Here is a 23,853-nt window from a genome sequence, read left to right as displayed (position 1 = left end):
CGCGCAGGGGCGGAAACGCCATGGCCTCGTTCGTGCTCGGAGCCACCCGGACGCGCCACCGACCGTAACCGGCGGTGCGCGTCCGGGTGGCACGAGCGGGTCGGTCAGCCCAGGACCCGGTTGACCAGGGTGTCACGTTCCGTCTGCGGGATGGCGGTCCAGCGGGTGCCGCGGATCGCGCCTTCGAGGGCGAGCAGGGTGTGCGTGCAGGCATCCTCGGGGAGGTCGTCGCGGATCTTTTCGAAGGCCCGGCCGGCGCCGAGCCGGCGCAGTTCGCCGGCGTCCTCGACGCCGCCGCGGCGCAATCGGTCGGCAAGGATTGCTCCGATGTTCGGCATCTGCTGCAGGGAGTCCACGTCGCGCCTCCGGTACCGATCTGATCAACTGGTGCGTTTCCGACATCATGCACCGTACGGCCGGGCGCGGAGGCGTCATTGCGCGCCGGACACGCCTGCCCGCCGTCGCGGCGGCGGTGCCGCGGTCCATCAGTTCGGGTGACGGCGGGCCGTCAGGTCTCGGACGCCTCGGCGAGTGTCTGGGACAGCTCGGGCGTGCCGCTCTCGGCCCATTCGTGCCCGATCCCGACCACGTCGATCTCCCGGCCCGACTCCAGCCTGACCACCGGCAGGCCGTTCGGCCACACCTGCCAGACGGCTCCGGGCACCGTGCGGACGATGACGCTCCCGAGGTAGAGACCCGCGTCGTTGCCGAGCCAGGGCAGCGCCTCCGGGTCGTCACGCCACTGCGGGACCAGCTGGTCCAGAGCCGTCAACGAGCCCGGGGAGTCGTCGAGTTCGACCCCGGCGTCCTGTGCCTGGGCGCGCAGCAGATCGCACTCGGCCAGCAACTCGGCGACGCCCGCCCCGTCCGGGTCGCCGCCGTGCGCCGCGGCCCCGCGCGCCTCCGGGTGCCGCTTGTGCCACTTGTCCAGGAAGGGGATGTTCATACGGCTCAGCGTCGCACCCGGGGCGGTCCGACTTCTACAGGCGCGCTCGTCCCGCGGGTGTGCGGGGACGGCGGGTCAGCAGCCGATCGCATACACCTTGCGCAGGGTCTCGTGCACCGTCCAGGTCGTCCGGTCCCCCTCGCGCAGGACGCAGACAACGCCGGGACCGAGTTCGAGCGTGTCGCCGCCCGCCACCTCGACGGTGGCCCGGCCGCTGACGACCACGAACATCTCGTCGGCCTCGGTGTCGGTGACCACGCCCGGGGTGATCTGCCAGATCCCCCGCAGCCGCGTGCCGTCGGCCGACTCCCAGAGCACCTTGCCGGTGACCTCGGGCGCGCCGGACACGATCTGGGCCGGATCGAGCGGCTCGGGCTCCAGCACGGCGTCGGGAACGCGGACGGCGAAGCTGGCGGAGGGCAGGTCAACGGTGCTCATGAGCGCCGAGCGTACGGGGCGGCGCGCGGGCCGGGGAACGACAGGTTGTATACGGTCCCGCGGCCGGCCGTACGCCTCGTAAACACGTCCGGCGAACGGCCGCGGGCCGCCCCGGGCCGCCGCGGTCAGACCGTGAGGTCGACGACGACCGGGGCGTGGTCGGAGGCGCCCTTGCCCTTGCGCTCCTCGCGGTCGACGTACGAGTCGCCGACCGCCTTGGCGAAGGCCTCGTTGCCGTAGACCAGGTCGATGCGCATGCCCCGGTTCTTGGGGAAGCCCAGCTGGCGGTAGTCCCAGTAGGTGTACGGGCGGTCGTACTTGAGCGGACGCGGCACCACGTCGGTCAGGCCCGCCGCGCGCAGGGCGGCCAGGGCGGCGCGCTCCTCGGGGGGTGACGTGGGTGGCGCCCTCGAAGAGCGACAGGTCCCACACGTCCTCGTCGTTGGGCGCGACGTTGAAGTCGCCGAGCACCGCGAAGGGCCGCGGACCTGCGGCGTCCTCGGCGACCGCGGCACGCAGCGCCTCGAACCACTCCAGCTTGTACGCGAAGTGCGCGTGCCCGACCTCGCGGCCGTTGGGCACGTACACCGACCAGACGCGGACCGGTCCGCAGGTGGCGGAGACCGAGCGGGGCTCGAGCACGCCCTCGTACTCCGGCCCGCCGGGGAGCCCGGTCACCACGTCCTCCAGGCCGACCTTCGACAGCAGCGCCACGCCGTTCCACCTGCCGGTGGCGTTGACGGCAGCCTCGTAGCCGAGCTCGCGCAGCTCGTCGAAGGGGAACTGCTCCAGCGAGCACTTGGTCTCCTGGAGGCACAGCACGTCCGTGCCGGTGCTCTCCAGCCAGGCGAGCAGGCGCGGCAGGCGGGCGGTGATCGAGTTGACGTTCCAGGTGGCGATGCGCATGGATCCGAATCTACCGCCCGCCACCGACAACCGCCCCGGGCTGCCCCGAGGCGGTGTGCCCCACCTCGTGCCGTCAGCCCAGTTCGACGGATTCGCCCGGGGCCAGCCGCTGGTGCTCGGCGCCGCCGACACCGGGGCCGTCGGGACCGAGCATCCTGCCGTAGACCATGAACGCGATGTCCGTGAGCAGCCCGTCGTGGACGTCGAAGGCGCGCTGCGGCTTCACCTCACGGAGGTAGTCGACGACCTCGGACAGCTTGCTCCAGGGGGCCTGCAGCGGTAGCAGCAGGGTGTCGACGGGACGGTCGGGAACCGTCAGGGCGTCACCGGGGTGGAAGACCGAACCGTCGACGACGTACCCCTGGTTGGCGATCCGCGGGATGTCGGGGTGGATCACGGCGTGCAGTTGCCCGTGCACCTCGATGTCGAACCCCGCCGCGGTGAAGGTGTCGCCCTCGCCGACGGTGTGCACCCGGCCGGGGAAGGCGGCCGACACCTGGTCGGCCACGCTCTTGAGGGTCCAGACCTGGGCGGCCGGATTGGCGTCCAGCGCCAGGCGCAGCCGGTCCTCGTTGAAGTGGTCGATGTGCTCGTGGGTGATGAGGATCGCCTCGGCGCCGACCGCCGCGTCCTCCTCCGTGAAGGCACCGGGATCGATGACGAGAACCTGCCCGTCCTTCTCCAGCCTGACGCAGGCGTGGCCCTTCTTGGTCAGCTTCACTGTTGCTCCTCGGAACGTGGTCAGCGATATCGACGTGCACCGGGTCGTACGGGACCCATCATCGCGGAGGATCGCCGGCGGGACCGCCGACGGACGTCTCCTCCTGGATCACCCGCTGCGCGACCGCGAAGGCGGCGTTCGCCGCCGGGACCCCGCAGTAGACGGCCGTGTGCAGCAGCGTCTCCTTGATCTCGGCGGGGGTGAGGCCGTTGCGCAGCGCGGCGCGGGTGTGGACGGCGAGCTCGTCGAGATGCCCGCCGGCGGTCAGCGCCGTGAGCGTGATGACGCTGCGGACGCCGCGGTCCAGGCCGGGGCGCGCCCACACCTCGCCCCAGGCGTAGCGGGTGGCGAAGTCCTGGAACTCCCCGGTGAAGTCGTCCGCCCCCGCGGCGGCCCGGTCGACGTGCGCGTCGCCCAGAACCTCCCGGCGGATCCGCAGGCCCTCGTCGTACGGGTCCGCGCGGCCCGTCGGCACCGCGGCCGGCTGTTCTGCGGCCGGCGGTGCGGGCGGGGCCTGGAGCACGGCGGTGGTGGAGGCGGTGGCGGGCTCGTTCCAGGCGGCGCCGAAGTGCCGCGCCAGCAGGTCGCCAACGGCGCCGGGCTGCTCGACCGGGGTCAGGTGGGAGGCGGCGGGCACCACGGCGAGTTTCGCGTCCGGTATCCCGGCGACCAGCACGCGGGCGTCGGCCGGCGGCGTCGCGGGGTCGTCCGCGCCGGCCACCACGAGCGTCGGGACGGTGATCCACCCCAGCTCGTCGCGCACGTCGTGTGCCGCCAGCGCCTCGCAGGCGGCGATGTAGCACTCCACGTCGGTGGTGCGCACCATCTGCACGGCCCACTCGACGATGGCGCCCTGGGCGGCCCGGTAGCCGGGAGTGAACCACTGCTCGGGCACGGTGTGGGCGAACTGCCCGAGGCCGTTGGCCCGGACGACGACACCGCGCTGCCGCCAGGCGTCGGCGGTGCCGTGGCGGGCGGCGGCGGAGACGAGCGCCAGCGCCGCGACCCGGTCGGGACGCGCCAGCGCGATCCGGACGCCGACGGCCGCGCCCAGCGAGCACCCCGCGTAGCCGAACCGGTCGATGCCGAGGACGTCGAGGGTGGCGAGCAGCCGGTCCGCCAGATCGGCGACCGAGGTCGCGGGCTCGGCGGGCGCGCCGCCGTGGCCGGGCAGGTCGTAGCGCAGCACCTGCCAGTGGCGGGTCAGCTCGGGCAGCTGGCGGTCCCACATGTGCCAGGTGGTGCCGAGGGCGGGTCCCAGGATCAGGACGGGAGCTTGTTCCGGCCCGTCCAGGCGGTATTGCAGGGTCTTAGCCATCGTCTCGCTCACCCGCTCACGCTCCCACATCTCACAATTTCTCACGGGAGGGGGTCGGGGAGCTCGCCAAACCTCCCCATGCATCCGCTGCCGGACGAAGGTCCTCCACGTCCGGCTTCACATACCAGCGCTGCGTCGTCCTGACGTTTGTATGGCCCGCCCACAGGGCGAGGAGGTGGTCCGGCACCCCGTTGTTGGCGAGGCAGGTGAAGCAACTCGCCCGCGCATCGTACAAGCGGACCCTCCGCAGCCCGTTCTCAGCCAACGGGCCGCACGCGCCGATCTGGTAGCGCTACGGCCACGATGCACGGACCGCGCCCGCAGGGACGGCTCCGGGGCCGTCCGTGCGGGCGCGTGGCAGGGGCGCGGATCAGGTCAGTTGGACCGCCGCCGGGATATCACCTCCCGCCGCCGCGTCGGCCGGCGGCAGCGCCGTTGCGTAGACGCGGACGTCGCTCACCTGACCGTTGGCGTACTCCACGGAGGAGCCCCCCGCAACGCCCCGGCCGATTTGTAGGGGTCCAGTGGCGTTCCAGGCGGTGCCGGTGTAAGTCCGGGTGCCGGCGAGGCGGCCGTCGATGTAGATGCTGAGCTGCTTGACCGTGGCGTCGTACACCCCGACCAGATGCGTCCAGTGGCCGACGGTGGCGCCGGTGCCGTAGACGGCCTGGTACGACGTCGGGGTGGCGTCGCTGGTATGCCGGCCGAAGGCCCAGGTGTGGGCTCCGGAGGAGTAGTAGAGCTGGAATCCGGTGCCGAGGTTGTCGCCCGCGGCCTGTGAGACGAAGTCGGAGTTCGCCGCGGTGGAGTTGAGCTTCACCCAGGCGGAGACCGTGTAGCTGCCCGAGGTGTCGACGGCGGGGCCGGTGGTGGCGCCGTAGCCGGTGGTGCCGGACAGGGACAGCACCTTGCCGCGAACCGGGTCGACGGCCCAGCTGTAGGCCCCGGTGAAGCCGGTGTTCAGTCCGGTGGTGCACTCCGGATCCCTTGCTCCGGCGCAGTCGGCGGCGATGGCGCCACTGCCCTCGTTGAGTTGCCAGCTGTGGTCGGCGGTGTCGGTGACCGAGCCGAGCGAGACGGGCGCCGCAGCGAAGTGCGCCAGGGTGCCGCTGGGGGCGGCGCCGACGTACTCGTTCAACTGGCCCGCGCGGTCGACGGCGTAGAGCTCGGGGTTGCCGTCGCTGGGACCGGCCGGGCTGTTGATGTCGCCCGGCGAGGCGACGACCGGGTCGTCCTTGGCTGTCAGCGACAGGCCGAGGTCGGTCTGCTCGGTGCCGGACGCCAGCGCAGCACTGCTCCCGCTGTTCCAGTTCTGGCCGGACGCACCGCACGTGTAGAGGATCTGCTGGGTGTTGGGCGCGGGGTTGGCGGCCGGATCGGCCAGGCACCGGGCGGCGCTGGTGTTCATCAGGCCGCCGGTGGCGGTCGGCGCCCACTTCTGGATCGCCGAGCCGTCGCAGGTGTCGATGACGACCGGCGTGTCCTGCGCGGTCGCGGCGTTCTGGGTGGACAGGCACTTGCCCAGCACCCGGACGGTGCCGTCGGACCGCAGGGTGAACTCCTGCTCCGCGTGGCCGTTGCAGCCCCACACGATGACCACGGTGCCGTCGGCGGTCCGGGCCGCGGGCGAGGCCAGGCAGAGCTTGCCGCCGCCGGTGGCGGCGATCGCGGAGGTGAGCGGAGTGCGGGTCGGCGCGTGCAGCAGCGGAGGCAGGCCGCTGACCGGATCAACCGTCAACGGATAGCTGTAGACAGTGCCCGAGTTGTCGTCACGCGTCCACAGCACGGGCGTGCCCGCAACCGAGCCGGGCCCGATCAGGGTCTGTCCCGTCCAGTCGCCGTCGCCGAGCAGAACAGGGTTCTTCAGATGAAGACCACCGTCGGTCTGGTAGATCCATAGCTCCTTGTGCTCAACGGTGACGACTGCCGGGTAGCCGTTGGTGTTGGCATAGACATTGCCGGGTGCGACGATCTGACTGATGCTCCAGCCGGCGGAGTCGTAGTCGGTGCTGCGGCAGCGGGAGGCATCGGAGACGATGTCGGCGGTCGCGCACGGGTCCTTGGGGATGACGTCGAAGCGCTTGCCGACGTAGCCGCCCAACGTCGACCACGGGCTCAGCGGGAAGCCGGTGTCGCTCACCGGGTCCAGATCGTTCTTCACGACGTAGAACGCGTGACTGTTCTTGTTGTAGGCCAAGAGGTCGTCAACGTCCGAGCCATGCAGGTTGCCGCGGTGCGCGACGAGGTAATTGTTCCACCCGGTCCCGTCGGGCGAGTCGGCGGCGGTGGAGACGGTCACCGGACCGGTGACGGCTGGCGGAGTCCCCTGGACCGGGCCGCTCTGGGCTGCGCCGGGGCTCTGGGCCGGGTCCTGGTCACCTGGGATGACGTCCAGGTCCCCCGTCTTCGTGGTGGCGAGCAGATCGGGTATCTGGTCGCCTGTGATGTCGCCCGGTTTGATCGACGAACCCGGGTTCCATGGCACCGTGTAGGTGTAACCGGCCGGTGCGGTACTGGGGTTACCGGCCGCGTCGACCCCGGCGACGTACAGAGTGTGCACACCCCAGCTGGTTACCGGCACGGTCAGGCTCGCCGTGCCGGTCCCGGTGCCGCTCGGGGTCGCACCGGTCAGGTCTGCCACCGTGCCGCTGGCCGGGGTCGGCGGGGTGTCGACCTTCCAGATGAAGTGGTCGATGCCGCTGGACAGGCAGGCGTTCGGCGCGCAGGTGGTGTCCGTGGCGGCACGGTCGGCGCCGGTCACCACGAACGTGGTGGTGTGCCCGGCTCCCGCGTACACGACCGGATCTGCCGGTCCTGAACCGACCGGCGGGAAGGACGCGTTGGTGGCCACGATTGGGGTGCCCGGCGCGGTGAAGTCCGCCTTGAACCAACAGTGACCGCTGATCGGTGAGCGCAGGTGCTGCGTCGAGTCCGTCTGGCTGTAGACATCCCAGCCGTACTCATGACCGTCCAGCAGGGTGAAGCCGATGGGGATCGAAGCGTCGGTTCCGGACGCCAGGTAGCCGGTATCGGGAGTGCCCTTGCTCGGATTGTTGCCGGCGGAGTCCGTGATGGTGCGGTCCCACACGTCGTAGTGAGCGGCGGCCTTCTCGCCGGAGATCTGAGTCGTCACCGTCGAGTGCAGCTGGATGTTGCTGCCCGCATCGGAGTACGTGGCGGCGCCGATCCAGCCGTCGCCGGACATCACGCACGGGGCACTCGCGCCGGTCGCCAGCGGTGTGGTGTGCGGGGAGGCCGGGGTGGCGGGGGCGATGCCGAACTTCGTGGTCAGGGTCAGGGACTCCGAGACCCGCAGGTAGTTGTCGTTGCCTGACGAGGACGACTCGTCACCGTAGAGCCCAATGGTCCAGGTGTTCGGCGCGCCCTTGATGTCACCCGTCGCGTTGTAGCCGTCGCCGTCGTAGTTGGCGAGAGTCTGCGCCTGGTCAGTGACGACGAAGGTGGCGGTGTGATTGCTGCACGAGCTGTTGGGGTTGGCGCCGCTGGGCACGGTGGTGGACACCGGTGGGAAGGCGGTGTCGTGCACGCCCGGCCGGCTGTTCCAGTCCGTGCCGGAGCCGATGGCGTTGGTGGTGTGCAGGGTGATCGGCTGGTTGTGGGTGCAGTCCCAACTGGCCGCGTAGGTGGTGGCGATGGTCACGCGCGAGTCATAGACCTGGAAACCGGTGTGGATGTTGCCGGTGTTCATCGTGTAGTACGAGCGCTCCACGCCGTTGCCGCAGGCCCCGCCGTAGTGCTGGTAGCCGACGCCCTCACCGTTCGTCTGCCGCTTGTCGTACTGGGGGGCGTTGGCGCAGTCGGAGCTGGAGTACACCTCGTCGTAGTGGCCGGCTGTGCCGGAGACGGGATTGGTATACGGATCGATGTACAGCGGGTACTGCAGGGACGGGTCGTGCAGGACCGCCTGGTCTGGGGTGAGCGTCAGCCCGTCCGCGGAGGTGGTCATCGGCACGTCGACGACCCGGGCGTCGGAGCCGGGGCCCGCGGTACTGGAGAGGGTGGCATCGGAGGACGTGCCCACGTCGCCGGCGGGCTCCGCGGCGCGGGCAGCGAGCCGGGAGGGGGCGGCGGACGCGGTCAACGGCGTCCGCGCCGTCGCGGAGTCCCACATCTGTGGGCGCGGGGTGGTGTAGGCCACCGTCCCATCGGCGGTGATGGCGTCCATGCCACCTCCGCCGGCGGCCTTGAGGGTGAGGCCGTGGGTGTCGGCCGCGAGAGTCAGTTGCTTCAGCCGCGGGTCGGCGGCGGCGGTTGCGTCGTGGACGACGAGGATGTCGCTGAAGCCGCCCTGATCGGTGACGGTGACCGATAGGTCCACGCCGGGCAGCACCGCCGGGTAGACGGCGGTGTCCCCGTCCGTGGTGGGAGTCGGCAGCGCGAACGGCATGGTCAGTGTCATGCTCGTGCCGTCCGCGTGGGTCAGCGCGGCCAACGGGCCGATGCCGCCGGCAGACAGCTGTATGGCGTTCGGTGTCGCCCGCGGGGACAGTGTGCCGTCCGGACCCACCGTCAGCGTGGCGTCGACCGGCACCCACGCGCCGGCGCTGCGCACTCGCACCGGCAGCAGTGAGGTCGTAGAGGTGAAGGTGCCGTCAGGCTCGGCCTGGACGGTGGATATCTCGGTGGTGGCGCTGTCCACCGGGACCGCCCGGCCGGAGGCGACGGCCTGCGACCGCGCGGTGGCCATCGCGTCACCGGCCGCGACCGGATCGGCTGCGGCCGGGGTCACCGGCACCGCGACCAGAAGCCCCGCCAGCAGCAACAGCGGCACAGCCGCCGATCGTGGCCGGAGCGAGGGACGTCCGGACGGCCCAAGCCAGCGGACGGAAAAAGGCAACATGAGTCAAATCCCCCTTGGCATCACGGAATCCGTGATGAGTGATGTGCACCACGCGTACTCGCGGTGGATACGCCGGAGTACCGAGCGCGATCCGTAGTGTGCACGGGTTGAACCGAGGTCACGAGGACGAAATGGACCTCGTGGTGAAAAGAGTTGGGCAAGATCAACCCAAGGGCTGGCACGAGCTATTGAGATGCCAATGGATCATCAATAGCCTCCGGTCGACCACCACGGCGGTGGAGTTGACCGGGGGGGTTGGCATGAACGGCAGACGTCGGCGTTATGCGCACATCGGGCACCGTTTCCGTGCGAGAGCTCTGACCACCGGGGTGGCGCTGACTGGGGTTTTGGCCCTGCTGGTCCCGGCGGCGGCCGCCGGTTCGGTCGGCCCGTACCGGTTCACGGGTACCGTATGGAACCCCAAAGCACTGCCGGAGACCCCGGCCGTGGGTGACCACCCGCTCACGCCCGCTACTCCCGCCGCGGCGCGTGCCCGCACCCCGCTGCGCACCTACCGACCCCAGGCTCCGGTCTGGCCGGCGGCGGGCGCCGTGACCCTCGACCTGGCCGCGCGGGCCGCGAAGCCGGCCAAGGCCGGCCGGCTGCCCGTGTGGGTGTCCGCGGCCGGGCCCGCCGCAGGTGCACGGTCGTCCGGCGCGGACGACAGCGCTCCGGCAGTCCGGGTGGAGGTCGCCTCACACGCCCAGGCCATGCGGGCCGGCGCCGACGCCATGCTGATCGGCGTCAGCTCGCAGCGCTCCGGCTCGCCGTCCTCGCGGGTGCAGGTCGTCGTGGACTATGCGGCGCTGGCCAAGGCATACGGCGGCGGATACGGCTCCCGGCTGCGGCTGGTCCAGTTGCCTGCGTGCGCGCTGACCACACCCCAACTGGCTGCCTGCCAGCGGCAGACACCGCTGGCTTTCACCAACCGGGTGGGCGCCGCGCAGCTGACGGCGACCGTGCAGCTCAGCGCCACCACAGAGCCGACAGCAGCGAAGGCACCCACCGGATCCGCGGCGAAGACGCTCGCCACCACCGCCCCGGCTGCGGCTGGCGCCGCGCTCGCCGTGTCGTCCGGCAGCTCCGGCTCGCAAGGCGACTATTCGGCGACGTCGCTGAGCCAGTCCGGCAACTGGCAGACCTCGGCGACAGGTTCGTTCACCTACACGTACCCGATCAACGTGCCCTCCGCCCTCGGCGGCAACACGCCGTCGGTGAGCCTCGACTACGACTCCCAGTCGCAGGACGGCGAGACCTCGGCGCGCAACTCGCAGTCGTCATGGATCGGTGACGGGTGGTCCTACCAGCCCGGCTTCGTCGAGCGCTCCTACCGCGGCTGCGGTACCCTGCTGGACTCCGACGACAAGAAGATCCTCAAGGGCTCGGGCGACGAGTGCTGGGGCGGTTACAACGCCGCGCTCTCCTTCGGTTCGCACTCCGGCACGCTGGTGCCCACCGCACTCGACCCCTCTGTGCCCGGTGAGCTCAAGGCGTGGAAGCTGCAAGGCGACGACGGCACCGTCGTCCAGGAACTCTCCGGTGCGGCCAACGGTCTGCAGGACGGCACCTACTTCCGGGTGCTGACCACGGACGGCACTGCCGCCTACTTCGGCGCCGAGCACTCCCCGACCGGCGCGGGCACGACCGCGGCGATGCAGTCCGGGACGCCCGCCGACGACTCCACCGACTCGGCCTGGGGCGTGCCGGTACTACACCCCACCTCGGGCGACCCGTGCTACACCACGGACAAGGGCAAGGCGTCGCGCTGCGCCAAGCCGGAGGGCTGGCGCTGGAACCTCGATTTCGTCGTCTCCCCCGGCGGCTTCGTGCAGCGCCTCGACTACGGCACCGAGACCAACCACTACGACCTGGGGGGCGGCCAGGCTGCCACCGGCAGCGACGGCACCCTGGTGTCGTATACCCGCGGTGGCTCGCTCAGCTCGATTTCCTACGGCTACACCCTCGCCGACGAACAGGCCAAGCGCACTCCGGCGGCCCGGGTGGACTTCGGCACCGCCCAGCGCTGCCAGAGCACGTCTGGCTTCACCGACTGCTCGGCCGGAAATCTGAACGACAGCACCGCCCCGCACTGGCCCGACGTGCCGTGGGACCTGCACTGCGACGCCGGCGACAGCACCCACTTGCCCACCGGGTCGACCACCGTGCCCACCAACGTGTGCGTCACCTCGGGGCCGACGTTCTTCACCACCGCCCGGCTGGACTCGATCACCACCCAAGCCCACGTCAAGGACGCCACGACCGACAAGCTGGTGCCCGTCGACTCCTACCAGCTCGGCCAGGTGTACTCCGACGCCGGCGGCACCGTGGACCCGGTCACCGGGACCACGGTGGACCCGGCCGACGCCGGCTCGCTGCAGGCCGTGATGTGGCTCCAGTCCATCCGCCACACCGGCAAGGACACCTACGGCAACGGCAACAACGACATCGCGCTCAACCAGATCTCCTTCACCGGCACCGAGATCGACAACCGGGTCAACGACTCCTCGCCGTCCGCCCCGCCGCTCTACCATCCCCGGATCTCCTCCATCCAGACCGAGACCGGCGAGTCGGTCGCGGTCGAGTACGACCAACAGCCCTGCGCCGGCAAGACCCTGACCACCGGCATGGTCGACTCCAACACCAACTCCTGCTACCCGGTGTACTGGACGGTGCCCGGTGCCTCCAAGCCGATCGCGGACTGGTTCAACAAGATCACCGTGCACCAGGTGACCACCGCGGACCTCACGATCGCCTCGCAGTACCACCCCGACGCGCAGAAGATTCCGGCCGGTTCCGAGGCGCACGTGTCGACCTACGCGTACAGCGGTCCCGCCTGGCACCGCGACGACTCGGCGTTCACCGACGACCAGTACCGCACCTGGGACGAGTTCCGCGGCTTCCGCAAGGTGACCGTGCAGAACGGCCGGGCGCCCGAGCCGGTGACGCAGACGAGCACCACGTACCTGCAGGGGATGGACGGCGACCGCAAGGCGGACGGCAGCCGTCGAACCGTCTCGGTGGACGCCACCGTCGGCGGCTCGGTGGTGCAGAGTGTCACTGACGCCGACAATCTGGCCGGCGCCGTGCTGCAGACGGACACCTACGCGGCCGCAGGGGGCGCGATCACCGCGGCGACCGTCAACGGCCCGTATGCCACCGCCGTGACCGCGTCCGCCGCACAGACACCGTGGACCGACTGGACCCAGGCGGACAACCCCGGCGAGTCGAAACCGACCCTGTCCACCCTGCCGGACCTCATCTCCTACCGCGCCAAGACGTTCCGGACCAGCGGCTACAGCCTGCTGGCCGACGGCACGTGGCGGCACACCGAGACCGACGGTGGCTACGACAGCCAGGGGCGGGTGGTAACGCTCGACGTGCACGGCGACGTCTCGGTGCCCGCGCAGGAGAAGTGCACCAACACCTCCTACGCCACGCCTGCCGCGTCGAACACCATGATGCTCAGCTATCCCGACCAGACCACCGTCGTCAGTGGCCCCTGCGGGACCGCCGTGAGCGCCGGGAGCCTGCTCTCGGACCGGAAGGTCTACTACGACGGCTCCGGCACCCCGGCCGATCTCGGAACCTTCGGGCAGATCGGGCAGGGCGGCAACCCGGCCGCGGGGCAGGTCACGGCGGTCCGGGTCGCCACCGGCTGGACCGGCGCCACCGAGAACTGGCAGACCAACACCGCCATGTCCTACGACGGCGCCGGACGGGTCACCGACTCCTACGACGTCACCGGCCTCAACACCCATACCGACTTCACCCCACTGTGGAGCGCCTCGGGCGGCAACACCAACCCGGTCGGCATCACCACCTACAACGCGAAGCGCTGGAAGAACTCCTCGGTCCTCGATCCGCTGCGCGGCCTGCCCACCGAGGACACCGACGCCAACAACCGCGTCACCGACATCGCTTACGACGCACTCGGCCGGCGCACCGCGGTGTGGCTGCCCGGCCGCGACCACGCCACGCAGAGCCCCGACATGACGTTCGCCTACTCGGTGAACCCCGGCGCGGTGGCAGCCCCCGGCGACACGATCACCTCGCCCGGTGCGCCGACCTCGGTCACCACCAGGACGCTGCGCGAGGACGGCACCTACGCGACCTCCGTCGCCATCTACGACGGCATGCTGCAGGCCCGCCAGACCCAGTCCACCGCAGCCGGCGACACCTCCTCCGGGCGGGTCATCTCCGACACCTTCTACGACTCGCACGGCTGGCCGACGGCGTCCTACGCCCCCTACTCCGAGCCGACCTCCGCGCCCGGCGACACCCTGTACGCCGCGAACGAGAACGAGACCCCCGCCGAGACCACCACCGGCTACGACGGTCTTGGCCGCGCTCTCACCAGCACGCTGTGGCACCAGGCACAGCGGCAGTGGCAGACCAGCACCGCCTACCCGGGTGCAGACGAGACCGACAGCACCGCGCCGGCCGGCGGACGCTCCACGGCGACCTTCAGCAACGCGCTGGGACAGGTCACCAGCAGCGTCGTCAAGAACACCGGCTCGCCGGTGACGCTCAGCCGCGGGCAGACGATCCCGTCGGGGACGTCACTGGCCTCAGGGAGCGTCCGGCTGGCCATGCGGGCGGACGGCGACCTCGTGCTCACGGGCCTGGCCACCGGCAAGACACTGTGGTCCAGCGGCACCTCGGGGCACCCCGGCGCCTGGGCCACCTTCCAGGCCGACGGCAATCTGGTGGTCTACGACACCGCGCGCGCCGTCCTGTGGGCCTCGGGCACTGCCTCCACCGGCACGGTGCTGCAGATCCAGAACGACGCCGACATGGCGATCGACAACGCTGCGGGCACCGTCGTGTGGTCGACGAACACCGCCCGCCAGGCAAACACCGCGGACGCCACGACCCGCTTCACCTACAACCGGGCCGGGCAGGTCGACACCGTCAAGGACACCGCGGGCAACGTCTGGTCCTACGGATACGACTTCATGGGCCGTCCCACCAGCCAGACCGACCCCGACATCGGCACCAGCACTTTCGACAAGTACGACGTCGCGGGCAACCTGCTGCAGGTGACGGACCCGCGCGGCCAGATCCTCTCCTACACCTACGACTGGAAGAACCGGCCCACCGCCGCCTACAGCGGACCCTGGTCGCCCACCCCCGACCCGGCCAAGGAGCTGACTTCGGCGGTCTTCGACACGCTGGCCAAGGGCTACCCGACCTCCTCGACCCGTTACGTCAACGGCGCCACCGGGACGACCAGCAAGGCGTACACCCAGGCCGTGACCGGCTACAACACCGCTTACCAGGTCGCCGGTTCCTCCCTGACGGTCCCGGCCGCCGACGGGTTCGCCGCCGCCGGGCAGTCCGCCGCCCCGGCCAGCGGAAGCGTCACCTACACCAGCACCAGCACCTACACGCCCACCACCGGCCTGCTCTCCACCACCCACTACCAGGCCGATGGTCACCTGCCCGCCGAGGACGTCGATTTCGGTTACACCCAGCAGGGCAACCTGGACTCCTTCGGCGGCTTCATCAACTCCTCCAACACGCCGGCCTACCTCGACACCACCGTCCACGACCCCTTCGGGCGCGTGCTGCAGACCAACTACGGCCCCACCGGCAAGGAACTGGCGACCTTCGCGCAGTACGACGCGACCACCGGCCGGACCAGTCAGACGTCCAGCATGCTCCAGACGTCCGCCACCGCCCTGGATGTCACCAACTACCGCTATGACCGGTCGGGTCAGATCACCGCGATCGACGACTTGCAGAACAACACCACACACGACACCCAGTGCTTCTCCTACGACTCCTTCCAGCGGCTCACCGCGGCCTGGACGGACACCGGCGGCGTCACCGACCCCGGCACCGCCCAACCCGGCGCGGTCGGCGGCTGCGCCAACGGCAGCGTCCAAACCACCGGCGCCGGGCCGGTCAGGACCAGCACGGTCGGCGGCCCGGCCGCGTACTGGCAGACGTACACCTACGACCTGCTCGGTGACCGCACCGGCATGGTCAGCCACGACCCGACGGGCAACGCCCTGAACGACACCACCCAGTCGACCGTCCTGCCGGGCGCCGACGGCACGGCGGCAGCCACCAGGCCGGACGAGGCCGGGACCACCACCACGGCCAATCCGGCCACCGGAACCGCCACCACCACGCCCACGTACACCGATCCGGCGCACGGCAACACCAACGCCGGCGGAACCGCCAACCGCAAGATCACCTCGACCGGACCGCTGGTCAGCTCCTTCACCCTCAGCGGTGGCGGCAAGAAGTGCATCGAGGACGCCTCCTCGTCCACCACCGCCGGCTCCAAGGTGCAGATCAACACCTGTGGGACCGCCGCAGGCCAGAAATGGTCGCTGGGCGCTGACGCCACGGTCCGGGTACAGGGACTGTGCCTGGACACCACCGGCAACGCGGTCGTCGCCGGCACCAAGATCATCATCGACACCTGCAATACCGATGCCACCCAGAAGTGGAAGCGCACCACCACCGGCACCCTGGTCAGTGCCGCCGCGCCGACGCTGTGCCTGACCGACCCGGCTGCCAGCTCCGTCAACGCCACCCAGCTCACCCTGGCAGCGTGCGGCAGCGCCGGACAGACCTGGACCGACGCGTCGACGGGCGCTGTCCCGGCTGGGCAGACGCAGTCCTTCACCTACGACGCCGAGGGCCGCACCGCCACCGTCAGCACCGGTACGGGCACCCACACGGCCACGAGCAAGTACCTCTACGACAGCAGCGGCAGTCTGCTGGAGCAGACCTCCGCCACCGACAGCACCGACACCACCCGCATCCTCTACCTGTTCGGCGGCACCGAGCAGATCACCCTGAACGTCGCCGCCAAGACCTGGACCGGCCTGCGCAACTACGTCGGCCCCGACGGCACCACCATCACCCGCTCGAGCACCGGCAGCGTCACCTACCAGGTCGCCGGCCTGCAGGGCACCGCCACCGCAGCCATCGACGCGACGACACTCGCCGTCACCCGCCGCTCCTACGACCCCTACGGAAACCTCCGCGGCGCCAAGCCGGCCGCCTGGGTCGCCCCCGACGAGAACCGCGGCTTCCTCGGGCAGCCGACCGACGCCGCCACCGGCCTCGACCTGCTCGGCGCCCGCAACTACGATCCGGTACTGGGCCGCTTCCTCACCTCCGACCCGGTCTTCCAAGGCGGCGACCCCAACCAGATGGGTGGCTACACCTACGCCGCCGACAATCCGGTCAACGGCTCGGACCCGAGCGGCTACGACGACTGGTACAACGACCCGACGATGAACATCTGTGTCGTCGACTGTGACCCGCCGCCCGGCAACCCCAACGCGGGCGGTAGCTCCACGGGCGGTAGCTCATCCGACTCGGCCACGAGTTCGAGCGCGCCGCCGCCGGCCAAGCACCATTCCTCGTCCACCATGGGCAAGATCGGCAACTTCCTCAAGGGCGCCACGAACACCGTCGCGGAGGGCATCAACCCCGACTGCTACATCGGCGCGGTGTTCAGCGCGGCGGCCGACTACTGCAACGACGTCTTCAACGGCGACTTCAAGGACAGCGACTCCTACAAGACCGGACAGATCTTCACCTGGATCGGTACGGCCGGGATCAGTGCCATCACGGCGGAAGCCGAGGAGGCGAACGAGGCCCGCGCGGCGGAGCAGGAGGAGAAGGAAGCCGCGGCGGCCGCCAAAAAGACCGAGAAGGACGCCGCGAAGTCGAAGGCTCCCACCGCGGGCAACAAGGCTGCCGCCGAGTCCGCCGGCGACGGTACCCCGCCGGTCGGCGACGATTGGGAACACGACCCGACGATGAACAAGGCGGCGGCGGCGCCGAGCGACCCGGCCGCCGGCACGGCTGACTCCGGCTCCCCCTCGTCGGGCGGCCACGCCTCGCGCGGACACAATCAACCCAAGGCCGGCAAGAACCTGCCCTCGTCGGCCAAGGTGGCCAAGAGCGTCACCCACGGCAGTCGACCCGACGGCAACACCGTCATCGCAGGCCACGGCTGGTACGACAAATACGCGGAGAGTTTCGAGATGCCACGCGGCACCTGGCTGAAGTGCTTTTGCGCGGACGGGCTCAAGCTCGACGACTCCGTGGGGCTGCAGGTGGAGATGGGCGGGGATGTGCCCCCGGTTGAGACCATCCTGCCCGGAGGCCGGATGCGGGACATTTTCGTCGGTCCGCCGCGGAAGCTCAACATCGCTACCGGCAGCGTGACGGTCAGTGAGCCCACACTGCTGAGCGATCTGCTGGAGGAGAACATGGGGTGCGTCTATCTGGCAACCTGCCGCGAACTGACAAAGAGCTGGTGAGCAAGTAAGTACGCAGCGTAGTACGCCGCCCCTGGACGGGGCGGCGTACTACGCTGACGTGTCCGGCGGTCTGGTGAACGCTTAAGCGCCTGGCGACCAATGATCTGCCCTTTCCATTTTTTGTACAGTCTCCGGTCACCGGTTCGGAGCACATATCGTAGGGACGAAAAAGGTGTCGTATTTCCCGGACCTCTCGCCTTATACCTATTGGGATGACCAGACGCCGTCCAAGGAGCCCGTCACGGGTGTCCCGGTCGTCAACGTCGGATGGCTGGATGATGAGCACGAGTTCACCACCGGAGAGCCGCCGGAGGGCCTCGTCGAGGCTCTGCGCAAAGCCGTCACCGACCGGGAGTACCGTGTGACACGCGGCGTCCACTCCTGCGATCTGTGCCGGACACATTGGGTCGAGGCCGACAACCCCCAAGCACCGGACGAGCCGATCTTGTTGGGCATGTCCGAACTCCGAGCCCTTGGCGCAAATGACGTCCTCTACGCGGCACCGTCGCTGGTGCTGCACTACGTCACCGACCACGACTACCTTCCGCCCGCCGATTTCTGCGAGGCCGTGATCAGTGACCGCCTGGGCGGCCGGCGCTGACAAGAGGTCTTTTCGTCCCGTGATTTCATGGCGCCGACTGCGGCGCGGAAGCCGAGGCGGCAGACCCCCGGCCTTCGATTTCGACGGCGGCCTCACCAAGGACGATCGCGCTGATGATCAGCTCCATCCTCAGACAGTCGTGCTCGTCGCCCATGCTCCGACAGCGCTCACCATCGGCCTCCACCACAGCAGAGGCGATCCTCCGCCCACCGCCAGTCGCGGAGGCAAAGGACACCTCATAGACGCCATGACCGGTCCAACTCCGGTGCATGAAAAGGACATCGCCTTCAACGAAGACGTTCCCCTTCTCATCCATGACCCGGGCTCGATATCCGCGCCGGATCCGGTCCCAGCCCTCGCCAGTCCAGACACGATCCGGCAACTGAGACACCGGCCGGGGCGTGCTGATCGGATGGAGGCGCCGCAACGACTCTCGGGTGACCGGGACATCGGCAGTCATGACGTGATCCTACGGAAGCACCACTCCAACAGGACGGCGGATTACCTCCAAGAGCAGGCAATCTGGATCGACAACGTCCTGACGGCTGCCGGCCTGCGCCGTCACTGTCCTGGCGCATCGCTCTCCTGACCCCGCCCGACACCGGCGCCGGCGAGTGGGCGAACCTGTCCCACCCCGGACACGGGGAAGGGCCGTTGATTGTCTGTGCGAGCACCAGTCCGCCGCTGGATCCTTTGCCGTATCCCGACGCAGCAACTCCCCTGGTATCGCCAGCAAGGTGCGAGTAGCGCGGTACAGCAACGAAACGATCACCCGCACACCCTGCCACCAACCGCACAAACACCACCCTGACCGGCAGCGATGACTTTTCGAGCCCCACAGGGACGGTCGCTGACCGCCTTCCTCGCGTACCGCGACAGCGGGCCACGGAGTTTCTCGGGCTGTCCGGGCAGCCCGAGAAACTGAGGTGTTACCGGGCCATGGACTCAATGTCAGAGAGCATGAATTCGCCGTAGTCGAAACACCGGCCCAGCCGTCTCATGGTCGCCAGCGCCTCCGAATCCACCCCGCCGGAGCCGGCCACCAGGATCCGGTGGAGGAACCGGAAGGCCAGTTCCGGCGATACGACGTCCGCGCACTCGACCAGTGTCGTGTGCAGATTGCGCGGGACTGCGATGTGCCTCCAGTACCGCCCGACGGAGGTTTCGAGATGCGGGGCCAATGACTCGATCAGCCTGGTGACATCCGCCAGGTTCCGCCTGTCCGCGGTCTGCACGGTCCGGTGGCCTTCGGCTTCGCCCGGGCCGTGCAGCTGCCGAAGCCTCTGCTGGGCGAGATCTGCCACCTCCGCCATCCAGGCGCGACCCCCCGAAGAACCGGGGGAAAGCGAGTGGTAGCCGTCCGTGCTCGCGTTCCAGAGATCGGAGAGCCAGCTGTCGGGCAGGGTGGAGCGGGCCAGCGAGGACGCGTCGAGCTCCAGCGCGCAGACGAGTGGTGCCCCGTGCTCTGCGGCCAGATACTCCGCTACGAGGGATCCGGCGTCCGCGAATCCTAGAGCCCAGTCCTGGTGGAAGTCCGAGGCGATACCGGTGATGCCAAAGTCGAACTCGGTTTCCCAGATCGGCATTTTCTCCTACTTCGGGTAGATAGTGCGGATGTAATATCCACCCTTGAAAGCCTTGTCCCGGCAAATCTGCATGACGTATTTACTTCCCGTTGCTGTGGGTGCGGTGGCTCGATCAGCGTAGTAGACGGTCCCGAGGGAGGTGTTTCCATATGTTCCGAGGAAAGTCTTCGTCGACTGCGACGAGCTCCTCAGCCAATTCGCGATTTCCGCGCTGTGCTTCGTGGCCGCGTAGTTGGCCACTTCCTGCGCGAGTTCGGCGCTGTTCCAGACGCTGTTGGGAACCGTGGCCGTGGCGAAACCCCTTGCCCGGTCGGGGCTGACGAAGTGTTTGCTGAGGGTGTGCGCCAGTCCCGGGCGGAATCGTTGGGCCAGGGTGAGGTTCGAGCAGTTGTGGACGAGGACGGGGGTGGCGCCGGCCAGCACGTAGTAGGTGTGTAGGCCCTGGACGGTCAGGTTGAACGCGGGCTGCAGGATCTGCCGGTGCCGGACCTCCGTGATCCAGACGGCTTCGCCCGACGGCGCTCGTAGGGTATCTCCTGTGGTGAGGAGCGAGGCGTCGGTCCACTCGTGCCGGCTCTCGGACCAGAATGGGTGGTGGTCGGTGGCGGTCAGGGAAGCCGCCCCGCTGTCCGGCGACTTCACGGCGATATCGGTGAAGTCCTGGTCATTGGGGGTGTAGATGGTCGCTTCGACGCTTCGTGGTCCCGCTTCGCCCGTTTCGGGGTCGGTGGCCCGCACCGCGTCGCCGACCCGGATCTGCTCGATCGGGCGTGCGGTTCCGTCGCCCATGAGAACCCGGGTCCCAGCCGGAAAACTGTTCTTCTCCGTTAGACAGGAAGGAAGGTCGTCGGCCACCTTCCAGAACTTCTCCAGCGCCTGCCTGAACTTCTCGGTCTTGACCCCCCACTTCTCCAGTTTGATGCTGAGCGCACCCAGACCGCCGATCGGCACTACCGAGCCGCAGGCCAGCGCCGCGTCCACGTACTTGCCCGAGTCGCCGAATATCCGGCCTTCCATGCCGTACGCCACGCAGTTGGCGATAGCGGCCGGCTCGCCGACCACCGGGAGAGCGCCGTAGAGATCGAGGGCAACGTGGGCGGCCTCCATCGCGACCTTGAACTTGGTCTCCAGCGGGAGGCTGTTGAAGTAGACGACGCCCTTCAAATAGGTCGGCAGGTTCTGGTAGAACTGGGCCTCCCAAGCGGCCACGATGCGGTCCGTGTTCTGGCGAATCCGCTCCTGCTCCTCGGCCTGGGTGAGTGCTTCGTTGAAGATGGCGGCGACGGTCTTCGCGTCCTTGCCGGACTGCTCCGCGGAGGTGCGGGCGGCGATTGCGGCTGCGTAGGCCAGGCCGGCGCTCTCCTGTGCCGCGCCGAAACTGGCCCTTGCCCAAGTGGCGGACTGGTCCGCTTCGTCCGCGCTGCTGACGGCCTGTTGCTGGGCTGTGCGGGCGGTCCTGGCGGACTCGGCGGCCTGGGTCGCCGACTGCTCGGCCTGCCTGGCCGAGTTCTGAGCCTGTTGGGCGGCCTGGGCTGCGGCGTCCGCCTCCTTCTGGGCCTGCTGAGCGTAGCCGTTGGCCTCGGCAGTCGCCTTGCGGGCGAGGGCGTAGGTCTTGGCTGCGTCGGCGGCGCTCTGGCGGGCCTTGGCGGCGACGTCGGCGGCTTCGGCAATCACCTGCTGGACCTGGGCCAGGTGGGCGGCGGTCAGCTGGTCCTGCTGCTGGGCGTGGTACTGACCGGTCTCGATGAAGGTTCGTAGAATGCTGGGTGGGCTGTTGACGGCGGACTCGGTGGCCACCTTCATCTCGGCGCCGCCGTTCTGCGCGAGCCGGGCCGCGAGGACGCGGTCGTCGCCGTCCCGGGCCTGGTACTGCGTGACGGTGAGGAAGTCGACGAGGGCCTTGGTTGTCCCGGCGTTAAAAGCAGTGTCGCCTGCCTGCTTGAGCCCCGGACCGCCGGACTGAGAGATCCGGGTCACTTCGACCCGGTAGTCGAGCGCTGCCGCCTCGTGCTGGCCACTCTCCACGAACGTGCGCAGGTGCGCGGCGTCGCCCGTAAGCGCCTCGTTCGCCGCAGTGCGCACGGCGTCGTAGGGTGAATCCTGAGCGATCTGCTGAGTCTGGTCGAAATCGTCCTGCTTCTGGGCGGTCTGCCAGCCCGTACGGGCGTAGTCGACCACCGCGGCGTCGGAACCCGCCAGGGCGAACTCCGCCGCCGCACTGCTCCACGGTCCCCGGATCTTCATGGCCGCGACGGCCATCCGTCGGCCGTCGGCGATCACCTGCTCGACATCGGCGCCGGGCTGAGCTGCCTGGGCGGCAAGGCGGACGAAGTCCTCGTCGAGCTTCTTCGCGTCACCCTGGGCACGGGTGGTGGCCGCCTGCGCGACGTCGTACGCGGCGGTGAGGTCCGCAGCCCGGTTGCGGGCGTCCGTGGTGCGGGCGGTGACCTCCTCAGCGTCCGCGTCGCGGGCCCCCTGCTCGACCGTGGTCGCCTTCGCCACCGCTGCGGTGGCGGCGTCGGCCGCAGCCTGCGCGGCCACAGAGTGGATCCTGGCCTGCTCGGTGGCAGCAGCGGCGTCGCCGGCGTGCGAGGTCGCCTTCGCCGCGGCGTCGGCCGCCGCCTGGGCATGGGTGGCGGCCGATCGCGCGGCGTCCCGTGCGACACCGGCGTCGGCGGCCGCCTCTGCCGCCAGGGCCGCTGCGGCCCTGGCGGCGCGGGTCGACTCCTTCGCGTAGCGGCGTGCCTTGGCGGCGGCCGCCGTGCTCACGGCGGAGGAGGTGCCCGCCTGCGCCATGTAGTTGGCGGCCTCGTCCGCCGAGGCGAGAGCCGCGTCGAGGTTATCGCTCACCTCATTCACCGCAGTCGCCATCTGGGTGACGGCGGCGGCGGCGACGCTGGCGCGGCCGGCCCAGTCGGCGGCCTTTCCGGCCTGCTGTGCGGCGAGGAGCGCGCCGTGGATGGTGTTCTCGTCGACCACGCCCGCGGCGGCCGCGCTCAGCGTCCGGCTGGCGGCCTGGGACGCGCCGGCTGCGGCGTAGGCGGCATTGGAGGCCGCTGACGAGGCCAGATGGGCCGCTGCGGTGGCGGCGCGGGCCGCAGCGATCGAGGCTTGCGCGGCGTCGGCCGCGCGGCTGGTGGCTTCGACCGCGCGCCGGGCCGCCTCGGAGGCGCGGGTGGCGTCGCCCAGGGCTGCCTTGGTCTCGGCGGCGGCGGTCGCCGCGGCCGCCTTGGCCAGGCGCGCGGCGACCAGTGCCCGGTCGAGGGCGTTCTTGGCGGCGTCCTTCTCCTTCTCGGCCCGCTCGCCCGCGGCCTTTGCCTGTTCGGCGAGTTGGGTGACGGTGGCGAACTCCTGGTCGTGGGCGCGGGCGACGTACTGGCCGGTGGCCAGAAACTCGCGGACGTCCTCGATCGACCCGTCCATCGCCAGGGCGGCGGCCCGCTTGGCGTTGGGGCCGCCCGCGCTCTCGACCTGCGTCGCCTGGACGAGGTCGTCGGCGTCACGCTGCTCGTACTGGTCGTGGTTGAGGAACTTCTGGACCTGGGCGGTCGACCCGTTCAGGGCTGCGCCGCCGGCCTGCTTCACCCCGGGCCCGCCGTTGTCGGCGATCCGGGTGGCTTCGACCGTCTGGTCTTCCTCCAGCGGTTTCTGCCAGCCGTCCCTGATGAAGGCGTCAAGGTCCTGCGGGGTGCCTGCCATCGCCCGCAGTGCCGCATCGCGCAGGGCCGGGCCGCCCTGGGTGACGATCTGCTGGGCCGTCTCCTGGTCGTCCTGGTGCTCGGCCAAGGAACGGCCGGTGTTCAGGAACCCTTGTACGGCCTGCTCGTCCGAGCCCGTCAGCACCGCCTCCGCAGCGGCCTGCACCGCGGGGCCGCCGGACTTCCAGAACTCGACGATCTTGCCGCGGTCGGTTGCCGCGAGCCCGCTCGGCGGTTCTTCGGCGGCTACCGGCGCGGCCGAGAGCAGGCCGACGAGCAAGGCCAGCGGGAGAAGGGTCCGGCCCACCGCGCGCGTCCCGGCCGGCCTTCTTCGCCTGTGCGCGGTCGGTGCTATGTCAAAGCGCAACGTAGGGCCTTCATTTCGATGACGCTCAGTCACTTTCCGGGTGAAGGTGATCCTGGCGAAAGGAAGGGTACGCAGGTTTCGGCGTCCGGTCGGACGAGACAACGTGGCCGTGCAAAA

Annotated in this window: 11 protein-coding genes and 1 pseudogene; 2 read left to right on the top strand and 10 right to left on the bottom strand. The window is 69.9% G+C overall.

Translation table 11 applies throughout. From position 1 onward, the window contains the following. Positions 1–104: 104 nt before the first annotated feature. The 7 genes and pseudogenes from M2266_RS28280 to M2266_RS28250 all read right to left on the bottom strand — a co-directional run bounded on the left by M2266_RS28280 (position 105) and on the right by M2266_RS28250 (position 9,121). Positions 105–356 carry a TfoX/Sxy family DNA transformation protein gene (locus tag M2266_RS28280; RefSeq protein WP_277440729.1) on the bottom strand — a complete coding sequence of 84 codons (252 nt, stop codon included), beginning with the start codon at positions 354–356 and terminating at the stop codon, positions 105–107. 152 nt (positions 357–508) lie between these two features. Beyond that, the gene (locus M2266_RS28275) at positions 509–946 is read right to left on the bottom strand and encodes a DUF6278 family protein (RefSeq protein WP_277440728.1); all 438 of its coding nucleotides are present in this window, start codon (positions 944–946) and stop codon (positions 509–511) included. Positions 947–1,021: 75 nt separating this feature from the next. Continuing rightward, positions 1,022–1,384: a cupin domain-containing protein gene (locus tag M2266_RS28270; protein ID WP_277440727.1), complete on the bottom strand. Its 363-nt coding sequence runs from the start codon at positions 1,382–1,384 to the stop codon at positions 1,022–1,024. 125 nt (positions 1,385–1,509) lie between these two features. Further along, positions 1,510–2,290 (bottom strand): annotated as a pseudogene (locus M2266_RS28265) (exodeoxyribonuclease III). A gap of 73 nt (positions 2,291–2,363) precedes the next feature. Further along, positions 2,364–3,011 carry an MBL fold metallo-hydrolase gene (locus M2266_RS28260; RefSeq protein ID WP_277440726.1) on the bottom strand — a complete coding sequence of 216 codons (648 nt, stop codon included), beginning with the start codon at positions 3,009–3,011 and terminating at the stop codon, positions 2,364–2,366. A 58-nt stretch (positions 3,012–3,069) separates the two neighbouring features. Continuing rightward, on the bottom strand, positions 3,070–4,341 hold the full coding sequence (pcaC, locus tag M2266_RS28255; RefSeq protein ID WP_277440725.1) for a 4-carboxymuconolactone decarboxylase: 1,272 nt from the start codon (positions 4,339–4,341) through the stop codon (positions 3,070–3,072). 358 nt (positions 4,342–4,699) lie between these two features. Then, the gene (locus M2266_RS28250; RefSeq protein ID WP_277440724.1) at positions 4,700–9,121 is read right to left on the bottom strand and encodes a LamG-like jellyroll fold domain-containing protein; all 4,422 of its coding nucleotides are present in this window, start codon (positions 9,119–9,121) and stop codon (positions 4,700–4,702) included. A gap of 416 nt (positions 9,122–9,537) precedes the next feature. On the opposite strand from M2266_RS28250, the gene M2266_RS28245 reads away from it, so the two are divergent. Both M2266_RS28245 and M2266_RS28240 read left to right on the top strand, forming a co-directional pair. After that, entirely contained in the window at positions 9,538–17,484 is a 7,947-nt protein-coding gene (locus M2266_RS28245; protein WP_277440723.1) for a ricin-type beta-trefoil lectin domain protein, read from the top strand. A 172-nt stretch (positions 17,485–17,656) separates the two neighbouring features. After that, a complete protein-coding gene (locus tag M2266_RS28240; RefSeq protein ID WP_277440722.1) occupies positions 17,657–18,085 on the top strand; it encodes a hypothetical protein in 429 nt (142 codons plus the stop codon). A gap of 25 nt (positions 18,086–18,110) precedes the next feature. Here M2266_RS28240 and M2266_RS28235 read toward each other — a convergent pair whose 3' ends face one another. The 3 genes from M2266_RS28235 to M2266_RS28225 form a co-directional block, all read right to left on the bottom strand. Further along, positions 18,111–18,545: a hypothetical protein gene (locus M2266_RS28235; protein WP_277440721.1), complete on the bottom strand. Its 435-nt coding sequence runs from the start codon at positions 18,543–18,545 to the stop codon at positions 18,111–18,113. 469 nt (positions 18,546–19,014) lie between these two features. Further along, complete coding sequence (locus M2266_RS28230; RefSeq protein ID WP_277440720.1) at positions 19,015–19,671, bottom strand: hypothetical protein; 657 nt, start codon at positions 19,669–19,671, stop codon at positions 19,015–19,017. Between the two features lie 6 nt (positions 19,672–19,677). Next, the gene (locus M2266_RS28225) at positions 19,678–23,676 is read right to left on the bottom strand and encodes a polymorphic toxin-type HINT domain-containing protein (RefSeq protein WP_277440719.1); all 3,999 of its coding nucleotides are present in this window, start codon (positions 23,674–23,676) and stop codon (positions 19,678–19,680) included. Positions 23,677–23,853 lie beyond the last annotated feature (177 nt).

The sequence above is a fragment of the Streptomyces sp. SPB162 genome (assembly GCF_029504575.1).
Taxonomy (GTDB): Bacteria; Actinomycetota; Actinomycetes; order Streptomycetales; family Streptomycetaceae; genus Actinacidiphila.
The sequence above is the reverse complement of the archived record's forward strand: the minus strand, read 5'-3'. Positions and strand labels throughout refer to the sequence as shown.